The sequence below is a fragment of the Nocardia bovistercoris genome, from assembly GCF_015674855.1.
GTDB lineage: Bacteria > Actinomycetota > Actinomycetes > Mycobacteriales > Mycobacteriaceae > Nocardia > Nocardia bovistercoris.
Genome location: NZ_JADMLG010000015.1, coordinates 110,217 through 135,072 on the forward strand (window position 1 = coordinate 110,217; position 24,856 = coordinate 135,072).

26 protein-coding genes are annotated in these 24,856 nt (G+C 67.7%); 16 read left to right on the forward strand and 10 right to left on the reverse strand.

The features are described from left to right. Positions 1 to 65: 65 nt before the first annotated feature. A complete protein-coding gene (locus IT779_RS29580) occupies positions 66 to 320 on the reverse strand; it encodes an IPT/TIG domain-containing protein (protein ID WP_196152742.1) in 255 nt (84 codons plus the stop codon). A gap of 395 nt (positions 321 to 715) precedes the next feature. Here IT779_RS29580 and IT779_RS29585 point away from each other — a divergent pair, with 395 nt between their 5' ends. Continuing rightward, complete coding sequence (locus IT779_RS29585) at positions 716 to 967, forward strand: hypothetical protein (RefSeq protein WP_196152743.1); 252 nt, start codon at positions 716 to 718, stop codon at positions 965 to 967. A gap of 61 nt (positions 968 to 1,028) precedes the next feature. Here the strand turns inward: IT779_RS29585 and IT779_RS29590 are convergent, their stop codons facing one another. The 3 genes from IT779_RS29590 to IT779_RS29600 form a co-directional block, all read right to left on the reverse strand. Further along, positions 1,029 to 1,829: a VOC family protein gene (locus IT779_RS29590; RefSeq protein WP_196152744.1), complete on the reverse strand. Its 801-nt coding sequence runs from the start codon at positions 1,827 to 1,829 to the stop codon at positions 1,029 to 1,031. 276 nt (positions 1,830 to 2,105) lie between these two features. Beyond that, a complete protein-coding gene (locus IT779_RS29595; protein ID WP_196152745.1) occupies positions 2,106 to 3,524 on the reverse strand; it encodes an FAD-dependent oxidoreductase in 1,419 nt (472 codons plus the stop codon). 12 nt (positions 3,525 to 3,536) lie between these two features. Next, a complete protein-coding gene (locus IT779_RS29600) occupies positions 3,537 to 4,421 on the reverse strand; it encodes an AurF N-oxygenase family protein (RefSeq protein WP_196152746.1) in 885 nt (294 codons plus the stop codon). A 331-nt stretch (positions 4,422 to 4,752) separates the two neighbouring features. On the opposite strand from IT779_RS29600, the gene IT779_RS29605 reads away from it, so the two are divergent. The 6 genes from IT779_RS29605 to IT779_RS29630 all read left to right on the forward strand — a co-directional run bounded on the left by IT779_RS29605 (position 4,753) and on the right by IT779_RS29630 (position 9,873). Next, positions 4,753 to 4,914 (forward strand): hypothetical protein, encoded by a 162-nt coding sequence (locus tag IT779_RS29605; RefSeq protein WP_196152747.1) that lies wholly within the window; start codon positions 4,753 to 4,755, stop codon positions 4,912 to 4,914. 393 nt (positions 4,915 to 5,307) lie between these two features. Further along, entirely contained in the window at positions 5,308 to 6,552 is a 1,245-nt protein-coding gene (locus tag IT779_RS29610) for a PucR family transcriptional regulator (protein WP_332839030.1), read from the forward strand. 139 nt (positions 6,553 to 6,691) lie between these two features. Next, on the forward strand, positions 6,692 to 7,942 hold the full coding sequence (locus IT779_RS29615) for an Nramp family divalent metal transporter (RefSeq protein ID WP_196152748.1): 1,251 nt from the start codon (positions 6,692 to 6,694) through the stop codon (positions 7,940 to 7,942). A gap of 120 nt (positions 7,943 to 8,062) precedes the next feature. Then, positions 8,063 to 8,521, forward strand: coding sequence for a hypothetical protein (locus tag IT779_RS29620; protein WP_196152749.1), 459 nt, complete (start codon positions 8,063 to 8,065; stop codon positions 8,519 to 8,521). A 66-nt stretch (positions 8,522 to 8,587) separates the two neighbouring features. Continuing rightward, positions 8,588 to 9,262, forward strand: a complete 675-nt coding sequence (locus IT779_RS29625) for a phosphate signaling complex PhoU family protein (RefSeq protein WP_196152750.1) — start codon at positions 8,588 to 8,590, stop codon at positions 9,260 to 9,262. 59 nt (positions 9,263 to 9,321) lie between these two features. Then, the gene (locus tag IT779_RS29630; protein ID WP_196152751.1) at positions 9,322 to 9,873 is read left to right on the forward strand and encodes a dihydrofolate reductase family protein; all 552 of its coding nucleotides are present in this window, start codon (positions 9,322 to 9,324) and stop codon (positions 9,871 to 9,873) included. A 55-nt stretch (positions 9,874 to 9,928) separates the two neighbouring features. Here the strand turns inward: IT779_RS29630 and IT779_RS29635 are convergent, their stop codons facing one another. Beyond that, on the reverse strand, positions 9,929 to 13,843 hold the full coding sequence (locus IT779_RS29635; RefSeq protein ID WP_232542244.1) for a non-ribosomal peptide synthetase: 3,915 nt from the start codon (positions 13,841 to 13,843) through the stop codon (positions 9,929 to 9,931). Positions 13,844 to 14,153: 310 nt separating this feature from the next. Here IT779_RS29635 and IT779_RS29640 point away from each other — a divergent pair, with 310 nt between their 5' ends. Further along, on the forward strand, positions 14,154 to 15,362 hold the full coding sequence (locus IT779_RS29640; protein WP_332839031.1) for a phospholipase D-like domain-containing protein: 1,209 nt from the start codon (positions 14,154 to 14,156) through the stop codon (positions 15,360 to 15,362). A gap of 12 nt (positions 15,363 to 15,374) precedes the next feature. Here the strand turns inward: IT779_RS29640 and IT779_RS29645 are convergent, their stop codons facing one another. After that, positions 15,375 to 15,956, reverse strand: coding sequence for a TetR/AcrR family transcriptional regulator (locus IT779_RS29645; RefSeq protein WP_196152753.1), 582 nt, complete (start codon positions 15,954 to 15,956; stop codon positions 15,375 to 15,377). A gap of 82 nt (positions 15,957 to 16,038) precedes the next feature. Here IT779_RS29645 and IT779_RS29650 point away from each other — a divergent pair, with 82 nt between their 5' ends. Continuing rightward, entirely contained in the window at positions 16,039 to 17,466 is a 1,428-nt protein-coding gene (locus IT779_RS29650; protein WP_196152754.1) for a DHA2 family efflux MFS transporter permease subunit, read from the forward strand. On the opposite strand, the gene IT779_RS29655 is transcribed toward IT779_RS29650, so the two are convergent. Both IT779_RS29655 and IT779_RS29660 read right to left on the reverse strand, forming a co-directional pair. Then, positions 17,452 to 17,964 (reverse strand): hypothetical protein, encoded by a 513-nt coding sequence (locus IT779_RS29655; protein WP_196152755.1) that lies wholly within the window; start codon positions 17,962 to 17,964, stop codon positions 17,452 to 17,454. The genes IT779_RS29650 and IT779_RS29655 overlap by 15 nt on opposite strands. A 160-nt stretch (positions 17,965 to 18,124) precedes the next feature. Further along, positions 18,125 to 18,292: a hypothetical protein gene (locus IT779_RS29660; protein ID WP_196152756.1), complete on the reverse strand. Its 168-nt coding sequence runs from the start codon at positions 18,290 to 18,292 to the stop codon at positions 18,125 to 18,127. Between the two features lie 235 nt (positions 18,293 to 18,527). Between IT779_RS29660 and IT779_RS29665 the strand changes: the two genes are divergently transcribed. Next, positions 18,528 to 19,166 (forward strand): PAS and ANTAR domain-containing protein, encoded by a 639-nt coding sequence (locus IT779_RS29665; protein ID WP_196152757.1) that lies wholly within the window; start codon positions 18,528 to 18,530, stop codon positions 19,164 to 19,166. A 45-nt stretch (positions 19,167 to 19,211) separates the two neighbouring features. Here IT779_RS29665 and IT779_RS29670 read toward each other — a convergent pair whose 3' ends face one another. Continuing rightward, positions 19,212 to 20,024: a SigB/SigF/SigG family RNA polymerase sigma factor gene (locus IT779_RS29670; protein WP_196152758.1), complete on the reverse strand. Its 813-nt coding sequence runs from the start codon at positions 20,022 to 20,024 to the stop codon at positions 19,212 to 19,214. Between the two features lie 279 nt (positions 20,025 to 20,303). Here IT779_RS29670 and IT779_RS29675 point away from each other — a divergent pair, with 279 nt between their 5' ends. The 4 genes from IT779_RS29675 (at position 20,304) to IT779_RS39130 (ending at position 22,903) form a co-directional block, all read left to right on the forward strand. Then, positions 20,304 to 20,606 (forward strand): ANTAR domain-containing protein, encoded by a 303-nt coding sequence (locus IT779_RS29675; RefSeq protein WP_196152759.1) that lies wholly within the window; start codon positions 20,304 to 20,306, stop codon positions 20,604 to 20,606. Positions 20,607 to 21,353: 747 nt separating this feature from the next. Continuing rightward, a complete protein-coding gene (locus tag IT779_RS29680; protein WP_196152760.1) occupies positions 21,354 to 21,884 on the forward strand; it encodes a hypothetical protein in 531 nt (176 codons plus the stop codon). A gap of 58 nt (positions 21,885 to 21,942) precedes the next feature. After that, on the forward strand, positions 21,943 to 22,164 hold the full coding sequence (locus IT779_RS29685; RefSeq protein ID WP_196152761.1) for a hypothetical protein: 222 nt from the start codon (positions 21,943 to 21,945) through the stop codon (positions 22,162 to 22,164). A gap of 76 nt (positions 22,165 to 22,240) precedes the next feature. Then, entirely contained in the window at positions 22,241 to 22,903 is a 663-nt protein-coding gene (locus tag IT779_RS39130) for a DUF4389 domain-containing protein (RefSeq protein ID WP_196152762.1), read from the forward strand. Positions 22,904 to 22,949: 46 nt separating this feature from the next. On the opposite strand, the gene IT779_RS29695 is transcribed toward IT779_RS39130, so the two are convergent. Further along, entirely contained in the window at positions 22,950 to 23,774 is an 825-nt protein-coding gene (locus tag IT779_RS29695) for an NAD(P)H-binding protein (protein ID WP_332839034.1), read from the reverse strand. An 82-nt stretch (positions 23,775 to 23,856) separates the two neighbouring features. Here IT779_RS29695 and IT779_RS29700 point away from each other — a divergent pair, with 82 nt between their 5' ends. Next, on the forward strand, positions 23,857 to 24,246 hold the full coding sequence (locus tag IT779_RS29700) for a winged helix-turn-helix transcriptional regulator (protein WP_196152763.1): 390 nt from the start codon (positions 23,857 to 23,859) through the stop codon (positions 24,244 to 24,246). Between the two features lie 74 nt (positions 24,247 to 24,320). Then, positions 24,321 to 24,641 (forward strand): hypothetical protein, encoded by a 321-nt coding sequence (locus IT779_RS29705; RefSeq protein ID WP_196152764.1) that lies wholly within the window; start codon positions 24,321 to 24,323, stop codon positions 24,639 to 24,641. Positions 24,642 to 24,856 lie beyond the last annotated feature (215 nt).

A 24,856-nucleotide genomic window follows, 5' to 3' on the forward strand; every position in this document is an offset into this window, starting at 1 on the left:
TGCCGGGTAACGCGACGGGCCGCCCGCGGGGCGGCTGCCCGCCGACGGCCCTACCGCACCCGCGGTCAGACGTAGGTGAAGGGCAGTGCGTTGCTGAGGCCGTCCAGCTCCACCTTGACGGTGACATCCACGGTGCCTGTCCCCGTCGGGGAGATGGCCGTGATCTGGGTGTCGGAGTCGATGGTGAACGTGGTGGCCTGCGTGCCGAAGCGCACGGTCAGCGGACCGACATTGCTGAATCCGGAACCGGTGATCACCACGGTGCTGAAGGTCGTCGCCGGGCCGGTGTTGGGGGTGAGGGTGGTGAGGACAGCTGCCATTGCTCGACTCCATGTCGAAATAGTGGAAAAAGGTTATCTCGCAACGGATGTCGATAATAATCGGCAACCGCTACATCTCCAGTAAGCCTCCGGTGACGATGTTCCGGCAAGGGATCCGCAGTCCGTTTTCGTCCGTTCTTCCACAGCGCCGGTGCGCACCGCTGACGCGGATGGTGACAGCGTCCAGGGACCCGCCGACGCGGGATGCGCGCACAGGAACGCGGAGGTGTTTGCCGTCGCCGCAACCGGGCATATCGCTGATACCAGCACAATCTGCCCCGGCGGGCGGGTCGTCACCCTTCGACGCGCGTGGGCGCGGCGGATGCGAAATTCGCGCGACAGCGCGGCTTTTCCCGACGACTGCCCGACCGGCGTCATCGATTTCAGGAGTCGATATGAGAACCTACGCTACCGGCCGTCGACGAGTCAGCGGCTCGAGAACTTCCAGTCTGATCGGGGTCATCGTGCTCGTCTGGCTCCTGATCGGCGTCGTCGCGGGCGCCCAACGCGACTACTACGACTCCGCGCCCACCAACTGCGCGAGCACCGGAACCATCGCGCTCACCATCATCGCCGGACCGCTCAACTACCTCGGCGCCAACCCCAAGGCCGACTGCAACGTCGAGGTTCCCCAGCCCAGCGAGTAGTCCATCGCGAAATCCCCTGTCGTGCCCGAAAAACTGGACACGACAGGGGATTTCGGCGGTCCTACTGCGGCATCTCCCCGACCGTCACGTTCGTGTCGATGAGACCGAACATCTCGCCCTGCGGTGCGGCGACGATCGCCATGCGGCCCGCGGGCGAATCCGAGGCGGGCATCAGCACCGTCGCGCCGAGTTCGGATGCGCGTGACAGTCCGGCATCGACGTCGTCGAACTGGAACCAGGTGAGCCAGTAGCTCGGCATCGGGTCGGCGGGCATCAGGGTGTCGTCGTTCATCCCGCCCGCGGGCTCGCTGCCGCCGCGCGGGGTGAACGTCGCGTAGATCATGGACTCGCCGTCGCCCATATCGGTGTAGGTGTAGCCGAAGACGTCGGCGTAGAAGCGTTTCGCGGCGTCGAACTGCCTGGTGTGCAGTTCATTCCAGCAGTAGGCGCCGTGCTCGTTGTAGACCGCGGCGCCGTTGTGCGCGCGGGCCTGCCACACCGCGAAGGCCGCGCCCGCGGCGTCGGCGCCGACGAACATGCGTCCGGCGTCCATCACGTCGAACGGCGGCACCAGCATCTGCCCGCCCGCGGCGGTGACCTTCGCGGCCGTGGCGTCGGCGTCGGCGACCGCCAGGTAGGTGGTCCACACCGAAGGCATCCCGGCCTGCGGCTTGGGGCCGATGCCCGCCACCGCCGCCCCGCCCTTCATACCCATCAGATATCCGCCGGAATCCCCGTCACCGTCCTCGACGGTCCAGCCGAACAGGTCGGCGTAGAAATGTCCCGCCTTCTCGGGATCGTCCACCTGACAGTCCACCCAACATGGCGTGCCTTCGGGCCATGGTGTGTCACGAATGGGCATAACGTCTCCGTTCCGTGTCGTCGGGGTACCCATCGCCGCTGGTCCGACAGCGATTGATCCTCGCAACCTCGCGGTCCGACCACCGGAATTCGACCCCAACCGTCTCACGAGCGACCCCCGAATCCGTGGAACGATGCGTCGGAGATTCTCGCCATGTCGGAAATCCCGCGGATCGCGCCGACCCGGACGGCTACCTCGCCACCCGCGAACCGGAGTCCGGTGTGGAACCGATGCCGCGGTCATCGAGCCGTTCCGCTCGATGACCTGTAGGAGTGGTCAGGCTCGGTGCAGCAGCGCGCGGGCGCTGAGAACCGGTGTCAGGTCGATCGCGAGTTGTTGGATCGTCTCGGCGGCGCAGCGGCGGTTGTCGCCGACTCCTCCGGTCGCGCCGCGTTTGGCCCAACCGACCACGTAGAGGCCGTCGAGGGGTTCGCCGGTCTCGAGGGACAGGACGCGGCCGCGGTCGTTGGGCACCCTGCCGTCCGGGCCCACCGGCAGGTCGTCGAACTTCTCGGTGGTGAATCCGGCGGCGCAGATCACCGTGTCGGCGGTGAAGTCGCGGCCCGAGGCGGTGACAACGCGGGGTGTGCCGTCGACCGTTTCCTCGATGCCGGTCACATTCCGGTCGAAGGACAGCACCACGCGCATGTCGCCGTCGGGTTCGCGGCGAGGATCGTGGTCGAGGGCGTCGGCGGTGTGCAGCGCGAGGATTTCGCGGAGCACGGGATCGCGCAGGCGGTCGGCGGTGATGGCGCCCGCGTTGTCGGCCCGCAGATCGACCCCCGCGGTGTCCTGGAGTTCGTAGAAGGCGGCGGGTGTGAAGGACGCGCGCTCGACGGGCGAACGCGACAGCACGATCAATTCGGTCACCCTGTCCCGCAGCGGGACTCGAAGGTTGCGCCGGGCCAGGTAGCGCACCGCGTCCAGCGCCACGTTGCCCGCGCCGATGATCACGCAGCGCGGCCCGAACCGGTGGGCGGCGAAGCGCGCGGAGCCGGTGTTGTCGGCGACCAGCAGATCCACCGCCTGGTATACACCGTGCGGATACGGGTCGCCGGACCCGATCCGGCGCGGCTGTGACGCGCCACAAGCGAGCACGACAGCGTCGAACGCGTTGCGCACCTGCGCCAGTGACAGTTCGGCGCCGATCGCGGTGTCGAGGATCAACTCCACGCGGTCGTCGTCGAGCGGCTTGTCGTACAGGGCGATCATCTCCCGGATCTCGGGATGGTCGCGCGAGACGCCGCGGTGCAGCAGTCCGCCGACATGGTCGTACTGCTCGAACAGCGTCACCCGCGCCGATCCGGAACGTTTCAGCAACTCGCGCAACGCGTACATCGCGGACGGGCCGGAACCGATGATCGCGACTCGCGGCGGGGCGCTCGGGGTGCCGAGCGGCAGTTCCGACAGCGGATTCAGCAACGGCGGATGGAAATCCGGAGTTCCGTCGAAGTAGTCGGCGTTCCGGGCGATGAATCGCTGTTCTTCGGCGGTCACCGCCGCGGCGGGCTTAATGGCGGCGGCCGGGCACACTTCCACGCATGCGGTGCAATCGATACATGATCTCGGATCGATGTGCAGGGTTTCGGCGGAATCGAATCCGGGCGAGCCGGGCAGGGGGTGAATACAGTTCTGCGGGCACACCGAAACGCACGACGCGTCCTTGCAACAGTGGCCGAGGATGATATGGGTCATGGTGTCTCGTCACTACAGGAGATGGGATCTGCGATAGATCCAGCGCGTCGGCCGGTTCAGCAGACCTTCTCTGCTCAGGAATTCGATGAATGGTTCCGCAGCGCGCCGGAACATCATTCGGTGATGTTCGTTCTCGCCGATATCGGACTTCACGGTGTCCCAATCCAGGCCGACGTCCTCGTAGACCGTCGGGTTGATCAGACTTTTGGCGATGAGATGGGTGCCGATGGCGATCACGAACATGCTGGTCGCGCGTCGGGCCCGCGAGGCATTGGCGAGCCGGTCACGCAGTTTCCGGCGCGCGAAGACCATGTGCCGCGATTCCTCGACGACATGGATGTAGGCGGTCTTGCGGATGGCTTCGGCCACGTCGGCGGTGGTCATCCAGTCGCGCTGCATGACGTCGAACATCTCTTCGCCCGCCAGGATGATCCCGTAGGCGAGTTCCTCCCAGGCGAAGGTGCGGAACAGCCAGCCGAACATCGTCATCATGCGGTCGCGCGAGTAGAAATCTACGCCGAGCGAGGCGATGGCGTTCACGAACATCAGCGAATGCATGTTCTCGTCGGCGCATTCGTTGAGCAGGAACTTCACGTCGGGCCGCGCGGGCGAGGCGCTGTGATTCTGCCGGAGCAGCGCTACCTGCAACCCCAGTTCCAGCCATATTCCGATGCCGAGGAAATGGGCGACCTCGTGCCGGGTCAGCCGCATGCGGTCCGACTCGGACATCGAGTGCCAGGTGGACGTGCCGAACAAGGGCGACCACTGCGGACTCATTCCGTATCGATGCTCCGCGTCCGATTCGTCGTCCAGCGATAAATCGCGCGGATCGAACGACAGTCGACCGGCGGATTCCAACAGGGATTCGAACAGGGTGCCGACTCCGGACTCTGTCACGTGACCTCACTCCTCGTCTAGCTCCGATGGATACGAATTTCGTCTCCATCGATGGCGTGATGACCCGAGGAATTACTCGAGTCGCCGTGCCGTGGGAGAGTGTGGCAGATCGGATCCCCCACCGAGAAGGGTCTTTTCGCATTTGAGGAGGAGACCACCGACACGCGCAACCGATTGTTAGAAGTCATAATCGCCACGGAATGGGAGGCAAGCGGCGGGAGGCGTCGTCCGCAACACGGCGGTTAGCCGGTGGTCCCGAGGATACGCGCGGCGGGCGCCGGGGCGGCGGCCCACGAGAAGGGCGGTCGGTTTGTCGCGATCGGGTAATCGGATGCCGCATCAGGAGCGCGGGCGCGGCGTGGCCGCTATGTCGCAGCGCGCGAACAGCGACCACCTGGCGAACGCCGCCGCCTCCTCCGATGCGCGGCAGGCGCGAGTCGGACACGGCGACAAGGGTTCCGCGCGCGTGCGCGGGATGCTCGACAGCACTTGACCAAACCCGACCGACGATTATTATTTTCGGACCGGGAAAAAATACAGTGCAGGACCGAGGGATCGCACCATGACAGTGGTAGCCGGGCACGCGCCGAGCGACGCCGTGTCGTTCGACGCTTCGGGATATCCGCCTGAACCGCGTCCATGCGACCGCCGCGACCTGTCGGCGGAAGCCGGGTCGCGGCTCGGCCGGTCCGGCGCGCCCCGAGCGCGCCCGAGCGCGCCGCCGGGCGGGTGAACCGGGCACCGTAGCGCCGACACTCACCGAATCGCCGGATCACGTCCGGCGACAACATATTTCGTATAGATCATCGACCGAGGCCCGGCACGCCTCGGCGTAGGCCGCGTCTCGATCCGCCTCGTTCCGGACACAGCGCAGTGAAGGAGCCTCGTGTTGGTCACCGCGCCATCGCGCGAACGTCTGGATATCTCCGGCCGTCCGCTGTCCGCCCCCTTACGCAACACCCGACGAGTCGCGCAGTTGATGGTCGGCCACTTCGTCGAACACATCTTCTCGTGCGGCACCCCGCCCGGCGACTTCGTGCGCGGCGAGGTCACCACCGTGACCTCGCACTGTCTCGAATTCGCCGTCGCCGTGCTCGACGGCGCCGACCGGCCAACCCAACTGGCGCGCCTGGAACAGGCCGCGGCGGGCTGGGCGCGCGAAGACATACCGCTCGAGATCATCCTGCACACGGTGCACACCGGCTTCACCGTCGGACTCGACCTGATCGCGACCAAAGGCATCGTCACCGGCGAACTCGAAGGGCCGGACTTCGACACCCTGGCCGCCGGATTCACCCTCGTCCTCGGCATGCTCGACTCGATAGTCACCGCCGTCACCATGGCCTACATCCGTGAGATGCGCGTCGTGGCGGGCGAACACCACACCGCCGCGCAGACCCTGACCTCGGCCCTGATCAGCGGACGCCCGGCCTCGGTGTCCGCGCGGCAGTGCGGCATCGAGGTCGCCGAGGAGTACTGGGTGCTCGCGGTGCAGATCCCCGCCCACCCCGACGAGGCCGACCCGAACGTCAGCGGCGAGATCGTGGCGCGCCGGAAACTGCGGCGGGTGCAAGCCGAACTTGCCCGCCGCTGCGGCAGGCACGCCCTCGCGCTGCTCAGCACCGGCGGCGGCACGCTGCTGCTGCCCGCGCCGCTGTTCGAAGCCGCCACGATCGACGAGATCGTGGCGGGCCTCGCCGAGGCCGGTCGCGTCCCGATCACCGCCGCGGTGGTCGAGGCGCCACCGAGCGAGATCCCCGGCGCGGTCGATCGCGCCCACGGCCTGCTCGACACCGTGGTCCGACTGGGCTCACCCTCGGGCCTGTATCGCCACGAAGAGGTGGCGCTGGAATTCCAGCTGTCCCGACCCGGCCCGGCGCGCGATGCGCTCGCGGCCGTGCTCGACCCGCTCGACGAACACCCCGAACTCCTGGAAACCCTCGCGATCCACTTCGCGAACAACTTCAACCGCCAACGCACCGCCGAACAGATGAAGGTGCACCCCAATACGATCGACCACCGACTCCGCCGGATCGCCCACATCACCGGCCACGACCCCGCGGGCGGCGACGGGGCCTGGAAACTGCACAGCGCGATGACCGCTCGTGGCGCGCGTCCGAACACACCGTGACCATCGCCCCCACACCGATCGATTCCCGCGCGCGGAGCCGCCAGATTGTGGACGGTCGAAATCCTGCCGGTGGCCCGCGCCGAGGCCGGTGGATCAGGGGTGGGAAAAGAAAAAGTTCGGGCACCCGTAAACTCCGGGTATGAGTACGGCCCTTCTCACGACGCCGCGGGCGACGCTTCGTCGCGCCCGGTCGACGATGTGGCTGCTCGGGCCCGCGTTCGTCGCCGCGATCGCCTACGTCGATCCCGGCAATGTCGCGTCCAATATCAGCGCGGGCGCCGAGTTCGGCTACCTGCTGGTGTGGGTGATCATCTGCGCCAACGTCATGGCCGGACTCGTGCAATTCCTGTCCGCCAAACTCGGGTTGGTGACCGGGCACACGCTGCCGGAGATGGTGCGCGAACGCGCGAGTCGCCCGGTGCGCCTCGCGTATTGGGGTCAGGCCGAGACCGTGGCGATGGCCACCGACCTGGCCGAGATCGTCGGCGGCGCAATCGCGCTGAAGCTGCTGTTCGGGTTGCCGTTGATCGTGGGCGGTGTCATCACCGGCGTGGTGTCGATGTTGCTGTTGGCGGTGCAGAACAAACGCGGACAGCAACCATTCGAACGGGTCGTCATCGGCCTGCTCGCGATCATCGCGATCGGATTCCTCGCCACCGCCGTGCTGTCACCGCCCTCCCCCGCAGGCACGATCGCCGGACTGGTCCCGCGTTTCGACGGCGCCGAGAGCGTATTGCTCGCCGCGGCGATGATCGGCGCGACGGTGATGCCGCACGCCGTCTACCTGCATTCGGGTCTGGCGCGCGACCGGCACGGACACCCGGAGCCCGGGCCGGTTCGCACTCGGCTGCTGAAGGTCACCCGGGTCGATGTCGGGGTGGCGATGCTGCTGGCCGGTGCGGTGAACCTGGCCATGCTGCTGATGGCGGCGAGCACCCTGCGCGGCCGCGAGGACGTGGATTCGCTGGAGAGCGCGCACGCCGCGGTGACCGACGTGCTCGGCCCCGCCGCGGGCCTGCTGCTCGCGGTCGGGCTGCTCGCCTCAGGACTCGCCTCGACCTCGGTCGGCGCCTACGCAGGAGCGATGATCATGCAGGGCCTGCTGAACCGCCGTATCGCACTGCTGGTGCGTCGCCTGGTCACGCTCATCCCCGCGCTGGTGATTCTCGCCGCGGGCGTCGATCCGACCCGCGCGCTGATCATCTCCCAGGTCGTGCTGTCCTTCGGCATCCCGTTCGCCCTGATCCCGCTGGTCCGGTTCACCAGCGACCGCACCCTGATGGGCGAGGATGTCAACCACCGCCTCACCACCGCACTCGCCTGGCTCGTGGCCGCCGTCATCTCGATGCTCAACGTGGCGTTGATCTACCTCACCGTCACCGGCAAGTAGCCACGAGGTCGGGCTCGCCGCACACGCTCGGCCGAATGTCGTGACCCCGAAGCGGCGGGTTCGTTCACCGGTTGGTGGGTAGCCGACCGGTGACCGGCGGAGCGGGCGGAAGGGAAGGGCATGGCGAACCAACAGCGGCGGGACGAGGCATCCTCTTTCACGGTCCGGCCCGATGGCGTCTCGGATATGACGGTGGCGGGTCTGGGCAAACTGTCGGAGGCCCTGGAGATGATCGAACGCGCCCGCGGGCACCTGTACTCGATGCATCAACTGGTCGGCGGCGGCGACCTCATGCTCTCCGAAGCCGCCGACCTGCTCGAGAAGGCGGGCCACGGCGGGTGGGCGGCCAGGATTCGAGAGGAACTGATCGGGCTCAACATCATCGAAGGCCGGTGGAGTTTCCAAGTGGTGGACGAATTCGACGACGGCTACTGGTCCACCTTCCGCTGCCTCGAACGCGGGGCGCGCGAAGATCTTGCCGCCGGGGTGCGCCACATCTACGAAGCCGAGATGAAGGAGCAACGTCGCACCCACGGCCGTCCCGGACACGAAGCGCGGCCACCATCGGCCGAGCGGTGAGGCCGCGTCCTGCCCCCAGCGGGCACCCCGTGTGGCGGCGAAACCGCTGGTGGGATTGAATCGGGTATGCGGACCGAGTACCACGAGAACCTGTCACAGCTGGCCAGGCTGCTCCACGAGATGTGTCTTCGGGACCGCACCGCCATCGCCACCGCGACCAACGCCTTGGTCGGCGGCGACATCGACCAGGCGAATCTGGTGATCGACATCGGCGCCGAAGTCGAGGCCATGGCTCGCGAAGCCGAGCAGGAGGCGATGCGTCTACTGGCGTTGCAGTCGCCCGTCGCCAGAGAGCTACGCCAGGTCGTCACCGGCATCCAATTGACCGGCAACCTCCAGCGCATGGCGACCTTGGCGACCCATATCGCCACCGCCGCGCGCCGCCGTCACCCCGAAGGGGCCATCCCGGAGCCGATCCAGCCGCTGATCTCCCGGATGGGCTCGGCCGCCGTGGTGATCGCCACCGGCGCCGCCGCCGTGATCGAGGCGCCCGATCCCGACACCGCCGCGGGCCTCGACCAGCAAGACGACCTCATGGACCACCTGCACGAAGAACTGCTCGCCACCCTGCTCGACCCGGCCTGGGCGCACGGCATCACCACCGCCGTCGACCTCACCCTGCTCGGCCGCTATTACGAGCGCTTCGCCGACAACGCCGTCGAGGTGGGGCGGCGCACCATCTTCCTGGCCACCGGCGAGAAAGCCGACGAATGGTCGCCCGCGCACCGCGGCGACGACTGAGACCGCGGCCGCTTCGCGGGCGCCGATGAGTTTCGAGCGAGTGGGAGGTCTACCCGGTCATGAGGAAACTGATCTACGGGTTCGGCGTGTCGGTGGACGGCTACGTCAACGACCGCGACGGCAATATCGACTGGACGAGCCCCGACGACGAACTGCACCAGTTCCACAACGACCGCTACCGCGACCTCGAGGTCTCGCTGCACGGCCGCAGGCTCTACGAGCTGATGGCCGAGTACTGGCCGCACGTGGCCGAGGACGCGCCGCCCATCGAACGCGAATTCGCCGAGCTCTGGACGAACAAACCCAAGGTCGTCTTCTCCCGCACGCTCACCGAGGTCGGGTGGAACAGCAGGCTCGTCGGGGCGAACGCGGTCGAGGAGGTTCGCAGGCTCAAGGCCGAAGGTGACGGGGTCATGGAGGTCGGCGGCGCGAACCTGGCGGCGTCGCTGATTCCGCACGGGATCATCGACGAGTACCAGGTGTTCGTCTCGCCGGTGGTACTCGGGGGCGGGACGCCGATGTTCCCGCAGCTGGACAAGCACATTCGGCTCCGGTTGGTGGAGACGAGGCATTTCGAGACCGCGGTGATGTCGCGCTACGTGGTCGACTGAAAGTCCCTGCGCGCCGTCGCCGGTGACCGCGCGCGTCTCGGCTCTCGCGCTGGATTCAGCGAACGCTCGGCAGCCGAGACGGTGCGGTCGGCTGGTCCGCGGCGGTGAGGTGCCTGGCCAGCAGTGGGCCGATGCGGGCGAGCACCGCGGTGTTGGTGAGCTGCGCGTGGGTGGCGTCGACGCGATGTTCCATCAGCTCGCCGGTGACGTAGGGGCGCCACATATCCGCGCCGAGCGGGGCCGTCACGCCGCGGGTCGCCGAGAAATACAGCAGGTCGCCGTCGAACTCGCCCGGTCGATAATCGTGGGACAGTGCGACACCCGCGACATAACCGCGGTGCAGCCGCTCGAGCTGACCGGCCGACAGTCCGGTGCCGAACGACGGTGCGGTCGTCGCGAGTTCGGCGGCCGCCTGCGCGGCGGTCACCTCGGGTGCGGTGTCGGCGTCCTCGGGTTCGTCGCCGAGCAGGTGGGTGAGCAGGTCGCGCATTCGAGGGACAGGTGGCGGGGTCCCGGCGGGAATGACGACGCTGTCGAGCATCGCCAGCACGGAAACGGTCGCCCCACGGGCCTGGAGGCGGACCGCGACGGCGTGGGCGAGCTGACCGCCGAGGGACCAGCCGAGCAGGTTGTAGGGTCCGTGCGGCTGTCGTTCGAGGATCGCGGCGAGGTAGAGCTCCACGAGGTCCTCGATCGTCGGCGTGTCCGCGGTGAGTTCGGTCGCCTGGAGTCCGTAGACGGGGCGGTCGGTCACGTGGCCCGCCAGTCCGGCGTAGCACCATGCGAGCGGCACCGCCGAATGGACGCAGAACAGCGGTGTGCGGATTCCGTTGCGGCGCAGCGTGAGTACGGTGGCGAGCCCGTCGTCGTCATCGTGACGGTGGTCGTAGGTGGATATTCGTTCGGCCAGGGCCGCGACCGTCGGTGTCGTGTAGAGCCAGCGCACAGTGACGGGGACTCCGGTCGCGACCGCCAGTTCCGACGAAATCAGTACGCCGAGAACAGAATTGCCGCCGAGTTCGAAGAAGTCGTCGTCGAGGCCGATGCGGTCGATGCCAACGGCGGCGGCGATGCGGTCGGCGACCAGCCGTTGTAGGTCGGTGTGCGCTGGGCGGTGCTCGGCGGCGACCGGTCCTGGCAGCGCCGACCGGTCGATCTTCCCATTGCCCGCCAAGGGCAAGAGATCGAGCGGGATCAGGGTGGTCGGCACCAGCGCGGGCGGGAGTGTGGAGCGTAGGTCGCGCAGTATGGCGGCGATATCGAGCCGTGCGCCGGGCACGGCGACGACATGGGCGACCAGACGGGCGCGCGGCAGGTCGGCATCCACGAGTGTCACCACGGCGCAGGCGATCTCGGGGAGGGCGAGCAGAGCGGCCTCGATCTCGCCCGGTTCGATACGCCGACCGCGCAATTCCAGTTGGTTGTCGAGCCGACCGAACAGCTCGAATGCGCCGCCTGGGAGTGCGCAAGCCGAATCCCCGGTGCGGTAGAGCCTTTCACCGTCGCCGAACGGATCGGCCACGAATCGGGCCGCCGTCACCGCCGGGGCGTTCAGATATCCGTCGGCCAGACATGGACCGCCAAGATACAGTTCGCCCCGCGCCATGTCGGGCACTCGACGTAGTCGGGCGTCGAGTGTCACCGCGAACACGCCCGGCAGCGGGCGTCCTACGGTGACGGGATCGGTGGCGCGCATGGCCGCGGTCTCGGTCACCATCACCGTGGCTTCCGTCGGTCCGTAACCGTTGCAGAACCGCACGCGCGGCGCCCATTTCCGCACCAGGGTCTCCGGGCACGCCTCTCCCCCGATGGCCACGACCCGCAGTCCGGGGACCTGTTCGGGATCGAGGGTGGCGAGCACGGCGGGCGAGGTCTGGAAGACGGTGACGCCGCGGGCATTGATCAGCCGGGCCATATCATCGCCCGCGACGACCGATGGTGCGGCGACGACCACCTGCGCTCCCGCCGCGAATCCGGCGAGCAGCTCGAGCAGGTGCGCGTCGAAGATCGGCGCGTGCGAGTGCAGCAGTACCGAATTTCCATGCAGGGCATAGTGATCCACGAGATAGTCGGTGAGTGCTCCGAGTCCGCGGTGGGTGACGACGACGCCCTTGGGAACTCCCGTGGTCCCGGAGGTGTGGATGAGGTAGGCCGCATGCTGCGGTCGCAGGGGCGTGATCCGGTCCGTGTCGCCGAACGGTGTGGCGGCGTAGTCGTCGGCTGTTCGGTCGTCGACGGCGATCCATTCGATCCCCTCAGCTCCCAGCCGTGCGACCTTGTCGGACAACTCGATTCGACTCCGGGCAAGGATCAGTCCCCAGCGGGCGCCGCTCGCCCCGATGATTCCCGCGATCCGGGCGGAGGATTCGTCCGGATCGACCGGCACATAACAGGCGCCGGACTTCGCGACCGCCCACAGCGCCAGCACCGACTCCAGCGACCGGTGTATCGCGACGACGACGAACCCACCAGGACCCGCGCCGCGAGCGCACAGCACACGCGCCCACCGTGACGATGCCTCGTCGAGTTCGCGATAGGTCGAGCAGCGGACACCGTCGTGCACCGCAACAGCCTCGGGGACGATGCCGGAGCGCAGCAGATCCGGCAGGGTCCGTAGCGGCGCGGCAGGCTTCGCCGGGATCGGAACCGGCGCGATCACATCGAGATCCGTCGTTGGACAGTCTTTCTCGGCGGCAAGGAACCGCGCGAAGTACTCGAGGAACATCCGATGCCGCAGCACCACGGTGGCGTGCCGATAACGCGCCGGATTCGCCTGGAAGTCCACGCACGTCGAATCCTCGCCGGGCCCGACCTGATACGCGTTGACGTGCAGATCCAGCACCGGACCGAGCGCGAGCAACCGCACATGACCGGTCACCGCGCCCAAGCCCAACGGCTCGGTGAGGCCGAGCGCGTTCACCACGGGACCGAATCCGTCACGTAGACCCGGATGGTCGCGACGAATGTCCTCGTGCCGGTGGCGCTGGTGGCGCAACGCCCCGATCACCGCCGAACGCACCTGCGCGACAACAGCTCCCACCGTGCCGCGGTCGAGGTCGCGCACCCGCAACGGCACCACGTTGGACAGCGAGCCCGCCGAACGACGCAGCGCCGCGGTGGGTCGCGCGGTGACCGGCATCGTCACGGTGATGTCGGCGCGGCCGGTCATCCGCGCCAGATGACATGCGAACGAGGCGATCACGAGTTCGGGAAAGGTGGCGCCGTGACGAGCTCTGGCTTCGCCGAGCAGGCGCGCGGTCGCCGCGTCGAGGGTCGCCGTCACCAGGTGCGGTTCGGCTTCGGGTACGACAGCGCCACGTTCGGCCAGATCGGGCGCCGGGCCAACCCCGGCGAGTTGCTCACGCCAGTATTCGCGGTCGGCCTCGGCGCGGGTGGATCGCCGGTAGGCGCCGTCGTCGGACACGATCTCGGCGACCGTCAGCGGCTCGAGTTCGCGTGCCGAGTCGGCGATCGCCGCGTCGGCGAGCCCAGCGCGATACAGCTCACCGGTGCGACGCAACAGCGCGGCCGCCCCGACACCGTCGAGAACCATGTGGTGACTGCGCAAGTACAGCAGATGCCGTCGCCGCGACACCGCGAACACCGCCGCTACCGTCGCACGGTCGGCCAACGGGTCGAGCGGGGCGCTGTGATCACGCCGCATCCGCTCGACGGCCACCGCGACCGCATCCGGTTCCTCGGTGAGATCGACGAAATCCAGGCGCAGGTCCGCGCCCCGGTCGACGTACTGGCGAGGACCGCCGTCCACCAGACACACCCGCAGCATCGGCGACTCGAACTCCGCGGCGGCCCACCGCGTGCACCGACCGAGCAGCCCGACATCGAGCGGCCCGACCAGATCCAGGTACATCGCGACCGTCACCGGCACATCCGGCCGCAACTGCTGCGCCAGCCACCACCCCTGCTGCGCCGCCGTCAACGGATATGTCCCCGCACCGCCCGCTCGCATCACCGACACCTCCGCACGCCTCGAACAGGCACCACCTTCGGCAAACCTACGGCACACCGGAGGGTGGCCGAGGCAGTTCCAACGGCGAGCCCGTCTGTTCATCCGACGCGGCGCGCACGGGTTGCCGGGCGAGCACCGACCGAAATGCGCGGCTCCTGGCGCATAGATCCGCTCGGGCTGCCCGACGCGGTGTCCGAAGTGCTCACCGCCGTCCGCGAACGCGGTGCGGTTGGATATCGTCGGTTCCATATTCGGCGGTCCGCGCGGACTCGGACAGCGAGCGGGCGTGCCGGTGGAAGGGAGAACAGTCGTGACCGGTACGAAGGATCAGGCCGCCGCGGGGGTGTCGGTTCACGGATCCCCCGCCGCCCGCATCGAGCGAATGCGTCGTCGGTTGGAGCGGCTGATCGGCATCGCGGCCACCGAAGGCAACGCGCTCGTGGCGCTGCGCAACGGCGACGAGATCTTTCCGGCCATGCTCGAAGGCATCCGCCGCGCCGAGCACACGATCGACATGATGACCTTCGTGTACTGGCAGGGCGATATCGCGCGCCAGTTCGCCCGCGCGCTCGCCGAACGGGCCGAGTCGGGTCTGCGGGTGCGGTTGCTGCTCGACGGTTTCGGCAGTCGCCTGATCGAGAAGGACCTGCTGGAGTTGATGGACCGGGCGGGCGTGCAGGTCGCGTGGTTCCGCAAACCGCTGTACCTGTCGCCGTTGAAACAGAACCACCGGTGTCACCGCAAGGTTCTGGTGATCGACGAGGAGACGGCGTTCACCGGCGGCGTCGGCATCGCGCAGGAATGGTGCGGGGACGCGCGCGACGAACACGAATGGCGCGACACCCACGTCCGGGTCCGCGGGCCCGCGGTGGACGGCATCGCCGCCGGGTTCGCGCAGAACTGGGCCGAATGCCACGACGCCCTCTACGACGGCCGCGACCGCTTCACCCCGCAGCGCGCGCACGGCGACGCGATCGTCCAGGTGGTGCGCGGTTCGGCGAGCTTCGGCTGGCAGGACATGCAGACCCTGCTGCGGGTGGTCATCGAATCGGCCGAACAACGTCTGCGCCTCGCCACCGCCTACTTCGCGCCGGACGCCTATTTCATCGAATTGCTGTGCGCGGCCGCGCGACGCGGGGTGCGGGTGGAGATCCTGCTGCCCGGCCCACACACCGACAAACGCGTCTGCCAGCTGGCCGGCCAACACTTCTACAGCGAGTTGCTCTCCTGCGGCGTGCGAATCCTGCAGTATCAGCCGACCATGATGCACGCCAAGGTCATCACCGTCGACGGCATCGCCGCACTGATCGGTTCGACCAACTTCAACCGCCGCTCCCTCGACCACGACGAGGAACTCATGCTCGCGGTGCTCGACGAAGGCTTCACCGCGACGCTCGACGCGCACTTCGAAGCCGATGCCGACCTCAGCGAGGCCATCGACCTCCGACGCTGGAACCGCCGCCCGCTGCGCCAACGCATCGAGGAAACCGCGATCCGCCCCATTCGCCGCTTCCTGTGAACGCTATGGTGTTCAGTCGCAGTCGGATTCGTTCATGTCGTCGATGATTTCCTGCGCCCACGGTACGGGGATGGCATCGGGGCCGACCACCTGCATCGCGCTCATGACCGTGAGCAGCATGCCGTTGGCGACGAAGCGGCGCGCGCGGGTGCGTGGCGCGCCGGAGAGTTCACAGATCGTGTGGTATATCCGGCCGAAACGGTCCCGTACCGGATCTCCGACGGCGGGGTCGCCGCAGGCCGCGAACCCGTGCATGAGAACCAGCGGCAGTTCGCGCTCGACCAGGAAGGCCTGGTAGGCGCCTGCCAGCAGGCGCAGCGCCTCATCGATATCGGTGTCGGGCGTGATGCCCGCGCCTGCCAGGCGGAACAGTTCTTCGATGCGGTCGCAGACGGCGTGCACGGCCGCGACGAACAACTGCTGTTTGGTGCCGAACAGCCGGATCACATACGGCTGCGACACCCCCGAGCGGCGCGCGATCTCATCGGTTTTGGTTCCCTCGTAACCGGTTTCGGCGAACGCGGTGACGGCCGCGGCGAGTACCTCGGCGCTGCGTTCGGTCGCCGTCATCCGGGTTCTGGGTGGGCTCGTCATCGGACTCCTCTCCTCCGTTGACATGTTATCAGCGAATGCATACTCTTCAGTTGTTATCAGTCAATAACAACAAGGGCTGGATATGACACGCACACTCGACCCCACCTCCGCCGCGCCGAACGTCACCACCCGGCAGCGCTCACTGGCCGCCGTCCTCCTCGCCGTCGGCGTGCCGATGTTCATGGTCACGCTGGACAATCTCGTGGTGACGAACGCGCTGCCGGTCATCAAGACCGAACTCGGGGCCTCACTCGGCGATCTGCAATGGTTCGTCAACGCCTACACCTTGTCCTTCGCCTCGCTGCTGCTCACCGCGGCCGCGCTCGGCGACCGGTTCGGCCGACGCCGCATGTTCCTCGTCGGCATCGCCGTGTTCACGCTCGCCTCCGCGGCGTGCGCGCTCGCCACCGAGCCGTGGCTGCTCATCGCCGCGCGCGCCGTGCAGGGCTTCGGCGGCGCGGCCGTCATGCCGCTGTCGCTGACCCTGCTGTCGGCCGCGGTGCCCGACCGGCTGCGCAATGCCGCCATCGGCGCGTGGGGCGGCATCTCCGGACTCGGCGTCGCGGTGGGTCCGCTGGTCGGGGGCGCGGTCGTCGATGGACTGAGCTGGCATTGGATCTTCTGGCTCAACGTCCCCATCGGGATCGTCGCGCTGCCGCTGGCCGCGCTGGTGCTCAACGAATCCTTCGGCGCCACACAGCGACTCGACCCGCTGGGCTTGCTGCTCGCGAGCGGCGGCGTGCTGGCTCTGGTCTGGGGCGTCGTGCACGGCGCGGACGACGGCTGGACCTCGACCGGGGTGCTTTCGGCCTTGATCGGCGGCGGCGTCCTGCTCTGCGCGCTGATCGCCTGGGAACTGCGCACCCCAACCCCGATGCTGCCGCTGCGGCTGTTCTCCTCGCGCGCGTTCGGGCTCGCCAACGTCGTCTCGTTCACCTTCGCGGTCGGCGTGTTCGGCTCGATCTTCCTGCTGGCGCAGTACTTCCAAGTCGTGCAGGGACTTTCGCCGCTGGAATCCGGTGTGCGCACCATGCCGTGGACCTTGGCTCCGATGGTGGTGGCTCCGATCGCGGGCGCGCTGGTCGACCGGGTCGGCGCCCGCACACTGCTCACCCTGGGGCAGGCCATGCTCGCCGCGGCACTGGGCTGGATGGCCGCGGTCACCACCGTGGACATGAGCTACGGCGCCGTCGTCGGCCCGTTCCTGCTAGCGGGCGTCGGCATGGGCCTGACCTTCGCCCCCGCCTCCACCGTTGTCATGTCGGTCGTCCCCGCCGACCGAGCCATCGCTTCGGGCACCAACAGCACGATCCGCGAGGTCGGCGTCGCGATGGGCGTCGCGATCCTGGCATCGATCTTCGCCACCTACGGCGCCTACACCGACCCGCACCAGTACGTCGACGGCCTGATCCCCGCGATCCGGGTCGGCGCGATCGTCGTCGCCATCGGGGCGATAGTGAGCGCCGCACTGCCACGCAAGATCGTGGCGGTGGGGCTACCACTGCCCTAGTCGCTGAAAAGGCACCGTCGCACAGGCCGTGACCGCGCCGTCGTATTCGACGATCACCGAGTTCGCGGTCTGTTCGGCGCCGATACCCCAGTACCGCATGGTTGTGGTCTCCGCGCGGCCGTGCGAGTCGGTTCGGAGACGGAACCAGACTTCGTTCGCTTCGTAACTCTCCTGCGAGGGTCCGTTACGCAGTCGCGGCCCGGCGGACGCGGGGTCGTCGCCGCAGGGCAGGGTGTGGACGTAGGCGCGGTAGTCACGGTCCGAAAGCAGCCCATCGGCGTGCAGGTCGATGGTCATCCCGCCCCATTTGTTGCGCGATTCGACGACCTCGAGTCGACTGCCGACCGGGACGGTGGTCGTGTCGTAGGTGATCGCGGCGGTGGTCGTCGGCGCGGCCGCGTAGTCCGTCGCCGACGCGAAACGCAGGTCCGCGCGCACCGGCGGCGGGACGTCGGCAGATGCCGAGGGGGCGGTGACGCAGACTGCGCAAACGGCCACGGCCGCGATCCGAACAACAGTGGTTACGGACACGGTGATCCCCCTCCGGATGGCCATCTTTCGAACTCTACCGGCCGAAGGTCCGCATCCATCCAGCAGTTCGGTGTTCGTACTCGTCGACCACACGGTAGCCAGCCGGCGGGCGTGCGGATCGCTGTCGTCAGTTCGCGTGCCGGGCGAGTCGCGAGACGCGGCCGACCGAGCCGATGCGCGGAATCCGCAATCCCATGACCTCGTCCCACCAACCGCTCAACGGGCTCGGATCGGGCCAGGTGACCGAACCGTCGACGGTGTCGGTCTGTTCGGTCGTGCGCGGTGCGTCGGTCATGAGCAACATCCCTGTTTTCCGAGTTCGAATGCCGTGAGCCACGATCACGTGGCCGTGTCAGGCATATTTCGCGGCTACCCGCGTCGGTGGCTTTCAAACCCGGCATGGGAGGTGGCGGATTCGCAGTGCGGTCGCAGGTCGAACCCGACGCGACGGGCGGAAGCCGCCATCGACTCGCAGGCCCGAAGGTGTGAACAGGCGAGTAGTGGAAATATTGAGATCCGTGGACGATCACATGACGAGCGAGCTGGGCTTGGAGCCCCGGCTTCCGCGACACACGGGTAGTTTCAAGTTCTGGTTCGCCGACCAACGGTGGGAGTGGTCCGACGAGGTCGCCGCACTGCACGGCTACCGTCCGGGGCAGGTGACGCCGACCACGGAGTTGCTGTTGGCGCACAAGCACCCCGACGACCGCGACGAAGTGGCGGACACCCTCGAGATGGTGGTCAGCACCGGACTACCGTTCTCGAGCAGGCACCGCATCATCGACACGGGCGGACAGATGCACCACGTCCTGGTGGTCGGCGACCAGCTGTACGACTCCGACGGGATCGTGGTCGGCACCGCGGGGTTCTACGTCGACGTCACCGACACCGTGGCCGCCGAGCGCCGCGAAACCATCGATGAGGAACTACCGGAACTGGTGGCCGCACGAGAAGTGATCGAGCAGGCCAAGGGCGCGTTGACCGCGACCTACGGCATCGACGCCGAGCAGGCCTTCGCGGTGTTGCGATGGCGTTCGCAGGAGACCAACACCAAGGTTCGGGTACTCGCCGAGAAACTGATCGCCGGGTTGGCGGCCTACGGAGGCGCCGAGACCCGTACCCGCACGCGCTTCGACCACCTGCTGTTGACCGTGCACGAACGACCCTGAGCGGGCGAGGAGGGTATCCACCACGGCGATACCCTCCCGCATCGACTACTGTTGCGCGGCCGCGCGCAGGTCGGTGAGGATTCGGGTCAGCATGCGCGAGATGTGCATCTGCGAGACGCCAAGACGGGCGGCGATCCGCGCTTGCGATTCGTCGCGGTAGAACCGCCAGTACAGGACCCGTTGCTCGACATCGGACAGCCCGGCCAGCAGCGGCGAGGCGACCATCGTCTGCACCGTCAACTCGTAACCGTCGTCCTCGACACCGTGGGTGTCGGCGATCGAGGCCGCGGCGGAAGTGTCGTCGTCATCGGAGCCCCCGCTCATCGAATCGGTGCGGTAGGCATTGCCCGCGAGCAGCGCCTGCGTCACCTCCGACAGGTCGAGATCGAGTTCGACGGCCAGCTCGAGCGCGGTGGGCATGCGACCGTCGCGCTGCGCCACCGCCTCGATCGCCGGGCCGATCATCTGCTGGATCTCCTTGACGCGCCTGGGAACTCGCACGGCCCAGGTGTGATCGCGGAAATGACGGCGGATCTCGCCCATCATGGTGGGAATCGCGTAGGCGAGGAAGGAATCCCCGCGCTCCGGATCGAACCGGTCCACCGCGAGGACCAGCCCGAGACGCGCGACCTGATGCAGGTCGTCGTAGGACTCCCCGCGGCCGACGAAACGGCGCGCGATGTGATCGGCCAACGGCAGACAGCGCCGCATGATCTGCTCACGCGTCGACCGCCAGCGCGGCGTCCCCGGAGTCAGGCGGGCGAATTCGGACAGCGATGTCTCGATGCCCTCGTAGGAATCGGAACCACGTCGCCGTCGATCGGCGGTGGACGCGGTGGTGGTGATCGGACGGGTCATGACAGACCTCCGGCACGTGCCCGGGTTGTTCGAGATGAGTGGCATGGTCTCAACCGCTCGAATCGATGGGCCGCTCTCCCGAGTCTGCCATCACATCGCGATCCCGTCAGTCCGATATGCGAAGCCCCCGCACCGCGCCGGTACGCAAAGCGAACCCCGAACCGGGTCTGCCCCGCTCCGAGCGGGGGCTCACGCGTCCGGCAACGGGTGGGTATCTCGGATTCGGCGGTCGAAACAACAGGGCTGTGTCGGCGTAGTGCTCGTGGGTAGGTGCCCGGTATGGAGGAACCACTGTCGATCGACGAGACGGCGGCCGCGGTGCTGCGGCGGATCGTAGCCGCGCGGGAGTCGATAGAACAGGCCAAAGGAGCGATCATGCTCGCCTACGGACTCGACCCGACACAAGCGTTCGCGGTTCTGCGCACCGCATCCCAGGAAACCAACCACAAGGTGCGCCACGTGGCCGCCGACGTTGTTGCCGTCCTACCGAATCTGGGCACCCCGCGCTGCTCCCTGGAATCGGTGCGAGCACATCTGGATCACGTGCTGTACGGCGTCTCCGACGACTCGCCGACCACTTGATCGCCGTTGCGCGCACCGGCGCAGGCCCCGCCGCAATGCGCCTGTTCGGCGATCCTGCCCGCACCTGTACGTGGAACTCCGCGGAGAGGACCTGGGACTGCTCACCGCACGGCTACCTCGTCGTGCGGCGGCACCGTTAACCTCGCGGCGGTGCGGGGTGATGTTCCGAGTATGGAGCAATCGGATCAGGAATCACCCGATCGACCGGGGTGGCCTCGACCGCCCGACCAGCCTGCGCCGGAGTCGAGACCGACTCCACCGGGGACCCCGGAGTTCCCCGAACCCCCTCGCACGCCACGCCCGGCCGAACATCCGGAAATGCCCGTGGCGCCGATCCGCCCCACAACGCCGACTCGGCCGACACCACCGGGGTGGCCCGACAGACCCGGAGCGCCGGAGTTCCCGGAACGTCCCTGGACACCGCGGCCGCCCGCGCTACCCGAAATTCCCGCGCCCGCAAAACCTCCGGGCAACCCGACCCCGCCTTCCGTGCCGAGATCGCCCGAGAACCCCTGGCAGCCGGGCCGATCGGAACCACCGCAGATTCCGGGCGCACCGCGATACCCGACGACACCGGGTCGGCCGGACCCGTCGAACGAACCCGACCGATACCAGCCGGGGCCGCCGAATCCGGCACAGTGACTGTGCCTTTCGTCGGGATACCGCTCACCTCGGCGGCGGCCGCGAGGCCGGGCGGAGCGGGCTCGGGTCGTTAACCCTATGTGGGCGGCCGGTGATATCCAGAATATGAAGCGGTCGTATCGGTGGGTAGCCGCGCACGGTGTGCGTGAAAGCCTCTCGCGGGTAGCGCTGTTCGCGGCCGTCGTGGTGACGATCAGCGCTTGCGGAGCCGCGGAGGACGCCCGGCCGCGCGGGTCGGCGGCCGCCTCCGAGGTCGGCGCGACCACCTCGGACCCCGGGTCGGGAATCGCCGGAAGATTCACGCGGCCCGGGCAGACGTCATCGACAATCGTCGTGCGCACCCGGACCGTGTCCGGAGCGGCGGTCGCGGACGTCCCGGTGGAGCTGACGCTGATCGATCAGTGCGACCCTGCCCGACAGACCATTCCGACGGGTGGATCGGCGGGCACGCTCGGCCTCCGAGCCACCACCGATGCGGGCGGTTCGGCGACCTTCCTCGCGGCGGTCGGCTGCTACTACTACGAGATCACGAGTTCGCCTCCTGGTCGCAAGCCTGTGACGACGGGGCGGCAGACACTGTTCCTGTCCGTGCCGGGGCAGACGGTCGACGCGGTGTTGACCTTCCAGGATCGGTGAATTCACATCGGAATCGCGATCGTCGACGTTGCCGTAACTCATTCGAAAGGTGTGCGCAGTGGAGAACAAGTTGGCGTCCGTGTCCGGTCGAAGGGCCGGAATCGCGGTGGCGATCCTGCTCGCCCTCGTCGTGGTCTGGTGCGTGACCGTGGAAACGATATGGCCGGGCATCGCCTTCGGGGTGATCGCGGTCGCGCGGCTCATAGCGCTGTTCCGCCCGCGGCGCGCACGCCCGTCGAGCACGCCAACGCCGGATGCGGATCGCCGCCAGGGGAACTGATTCGCCGATCTGTCCATTGCTCGACGCGGATTCCACCGATGTCGGGTCCTCGCCTGCCGAATTCGGAGGACATCGAATGCACCCATCAACCCAGCACGGCTACAGCCTCACCTTCGACGTCGACTATCCGCATCGACTCAGCCGTTGGAAGACCGCGTTCCGCGTGGTGCTCGCGGCGCCGATCCTGCTGTTGGTGGCGATTCTCGTCGGGGGTGGCCGTTTCACCGGCGCGACGTCGTCCTGGGGAGTCGATCCGTGGACGATTACGCTCCCCGACGCCTCCTACTACGGCGGACTGGTCGTCCTCGCGCCCCTGATCATGATCGTGGTTCGCCGAAAGTATCCCCGCTGGTGGTTCGACTGGAATGTCGCGCTGCTCGGACTGCAGAGCCGGATCGCGGCCTATCTCTACCTGCTGCGCGAGGAGTACCCGTCGACGGACGAGCAACAAGCCGTGCGTTTGGCGGTCCGCTACCCGGACGCCTCGCGTGATCTGAGTCGATGGTTGCCACTCGTGAAGTGGCTGTTGGCGATTCCGCATCTCATCGTGTTGTCGGTGCTTTCCGCCGCGTCGATCGTCACGGTCGTCCTGTCCTGGTTCGCCGTCGTCTGCACGGGACGCTATCCGCGATCGTTGTTCGACTTCCATGTCGGTGTCCTGCGGTGGCACTACCGCGTCATCGCCTACGCATTCCTTCTCGTGACCGACGATTACCCACCGTTCCGGCTCGCCGCCTGACAGCGGTCACGTGACACCGCCGCTGACGAATTCGGCCTCCGGTGGGTCACTTGAACGCGGTGATGGTGCGTGCCGCCCATTCGGCGAAGGTGCGGGGGCGGCGGCCGAGGAGGCGTTCCGCGTCGGGGCCTACCGCGCGCTCCTCGGCCGATGGTGTGCCGAGAGCGCCGAGGGTGGCTTCCACGATCGGCTCGGGCATGTACTTCAGCATCTGGGTTCGCGCTTCCGCCCGGCTCTGCTCGACGAACCGCACCGGTTCGCCGAGTACGGCGCCGATCGCCGCGGCCTGCTGCCGGGGTGAGATCGGTTCCGGTCCGGTCAGCGTATAGATGTCGCCTTGGTGGCCAGGCTCGCGCAGCACGATGGCGGCGACCTCGGCGATGTCGGCCGGGTCGATGGCAGGCACCGCGACATCACCGAATGGCGCCGCGACCGTTCGCTGCGTCCGGACCATGTCGGCCCACCGCAGCGCGTTGGAGTCGAAGTTGCCCGGCCGCAGCATCGTCCATTCCAGGCCCGACCGTTGAACAGCATCTTCCAGCGCCGAGGGGTGACGTCCTGTACCGACGCCGTGGGAGGACAGCAGAACCACGCGCGGGACGTCGGCGGCCCGCACGACTTCGAGAACGGCTTCGATATCACCGTTCGCCATGAAGTCCGGCGAGGGCAGCAAGAACAACGCCCGGGCTCCTCGGAGAGCGGGCTCGAGGGTCCGCGGCCTGGTCAGGTCCGCTCGGTGATGTCGGACACCCGCAGGTACTCCGACCCCGTTCCGGGATACGGCGATCACCGATTCCCCGGTCTCGGCGAGTGCCCGCACGAGCGGTTGACCGACATTTCCGGTCGCTCCCGTCACCACGATCATTTCCATCTCCTGTTCCTTGTTTGTTCGATGCACTCGGCGACGCTACTATCCCGGGACTAGTAGGTACCTAGAGGAAAGTGGACTTCGAGTGGCTGAGACCACATCGGGGGTGCCTCCGGAATCGGCGTGCCCCATCGCTCCGGTGGTCGACCTCGTCTTCAGTCGCTGGACCACGCCGATTCTGTGGACGCTCAACGAGTTCGGGCGACAACGGTTCAGCGAACTGGAACGCCGCATCGCGACGATCACACCCAAGGTGCTGACGGAGCGACTGCGTCGACTGGAACGCGACGGACTCGTCGTGCGCACCTACCATCCCGAGGTCCCGCCTCGGGTGGAGTACGAGATCAGCGCATTGGGACGCAGCTTGGCGCCGGTGTTCGCGACACTCGCCGAATGGTCGGTCAACCTGGACGAGGTCGATCGGGCCCGGCAGGACTACGACGCCCGCGAGAGGGCTCCTCGCAGGCGAACCTGACGGGAGGGGAAAGTTTCACGCCCGGTTGATCGAGAATCGCCCCGTCGCCGTCCGGTCGTGCCAGAGTGGAAGCCATGGGTGGTAGCGATCCATCTCGACAGGCGGCGGCCTCGGGTGTCACGGTCGTTCTGCTGGACGGTTTCGCCGACGATCGGGTGACGGTCGAGGTCGGCGCGGATGCGCGGCGGTTGCAGGGGGTGACCACCAAGTTATTGACCGGGTTCGCCGAGCAATTGGAGTTCGAGGCGCACGGTGATGTGCCGGTCCGGATCCTGGTCGCCGATCGCGGACTGGACCACCGGACGACGGCGGCATCGGGGCAGGTCCTGCTGGTTTCCATAACCGGCGATTCGTTGTCGGTCACCGCGGCGAACGAGATGCCCGGTTTCCTCTGACAGGTCCGCTACGCGGCGCGAGCCGTAGCGGACCACCACAAACCAGGTAGTTTGCTACGCGTGTGCTGTGCGTGCCTAACGCGCGACCATGAACCGGTGCCGACCCGATCAGTGCGACACAGATGACGTCGATCCGCGCCCGCCGGTCGCGGGATCGCGATGGTCACCCGCCTTCCGTTCCCGTGCGTCGGGCGCCTCCCCGCGACGCCGACCAT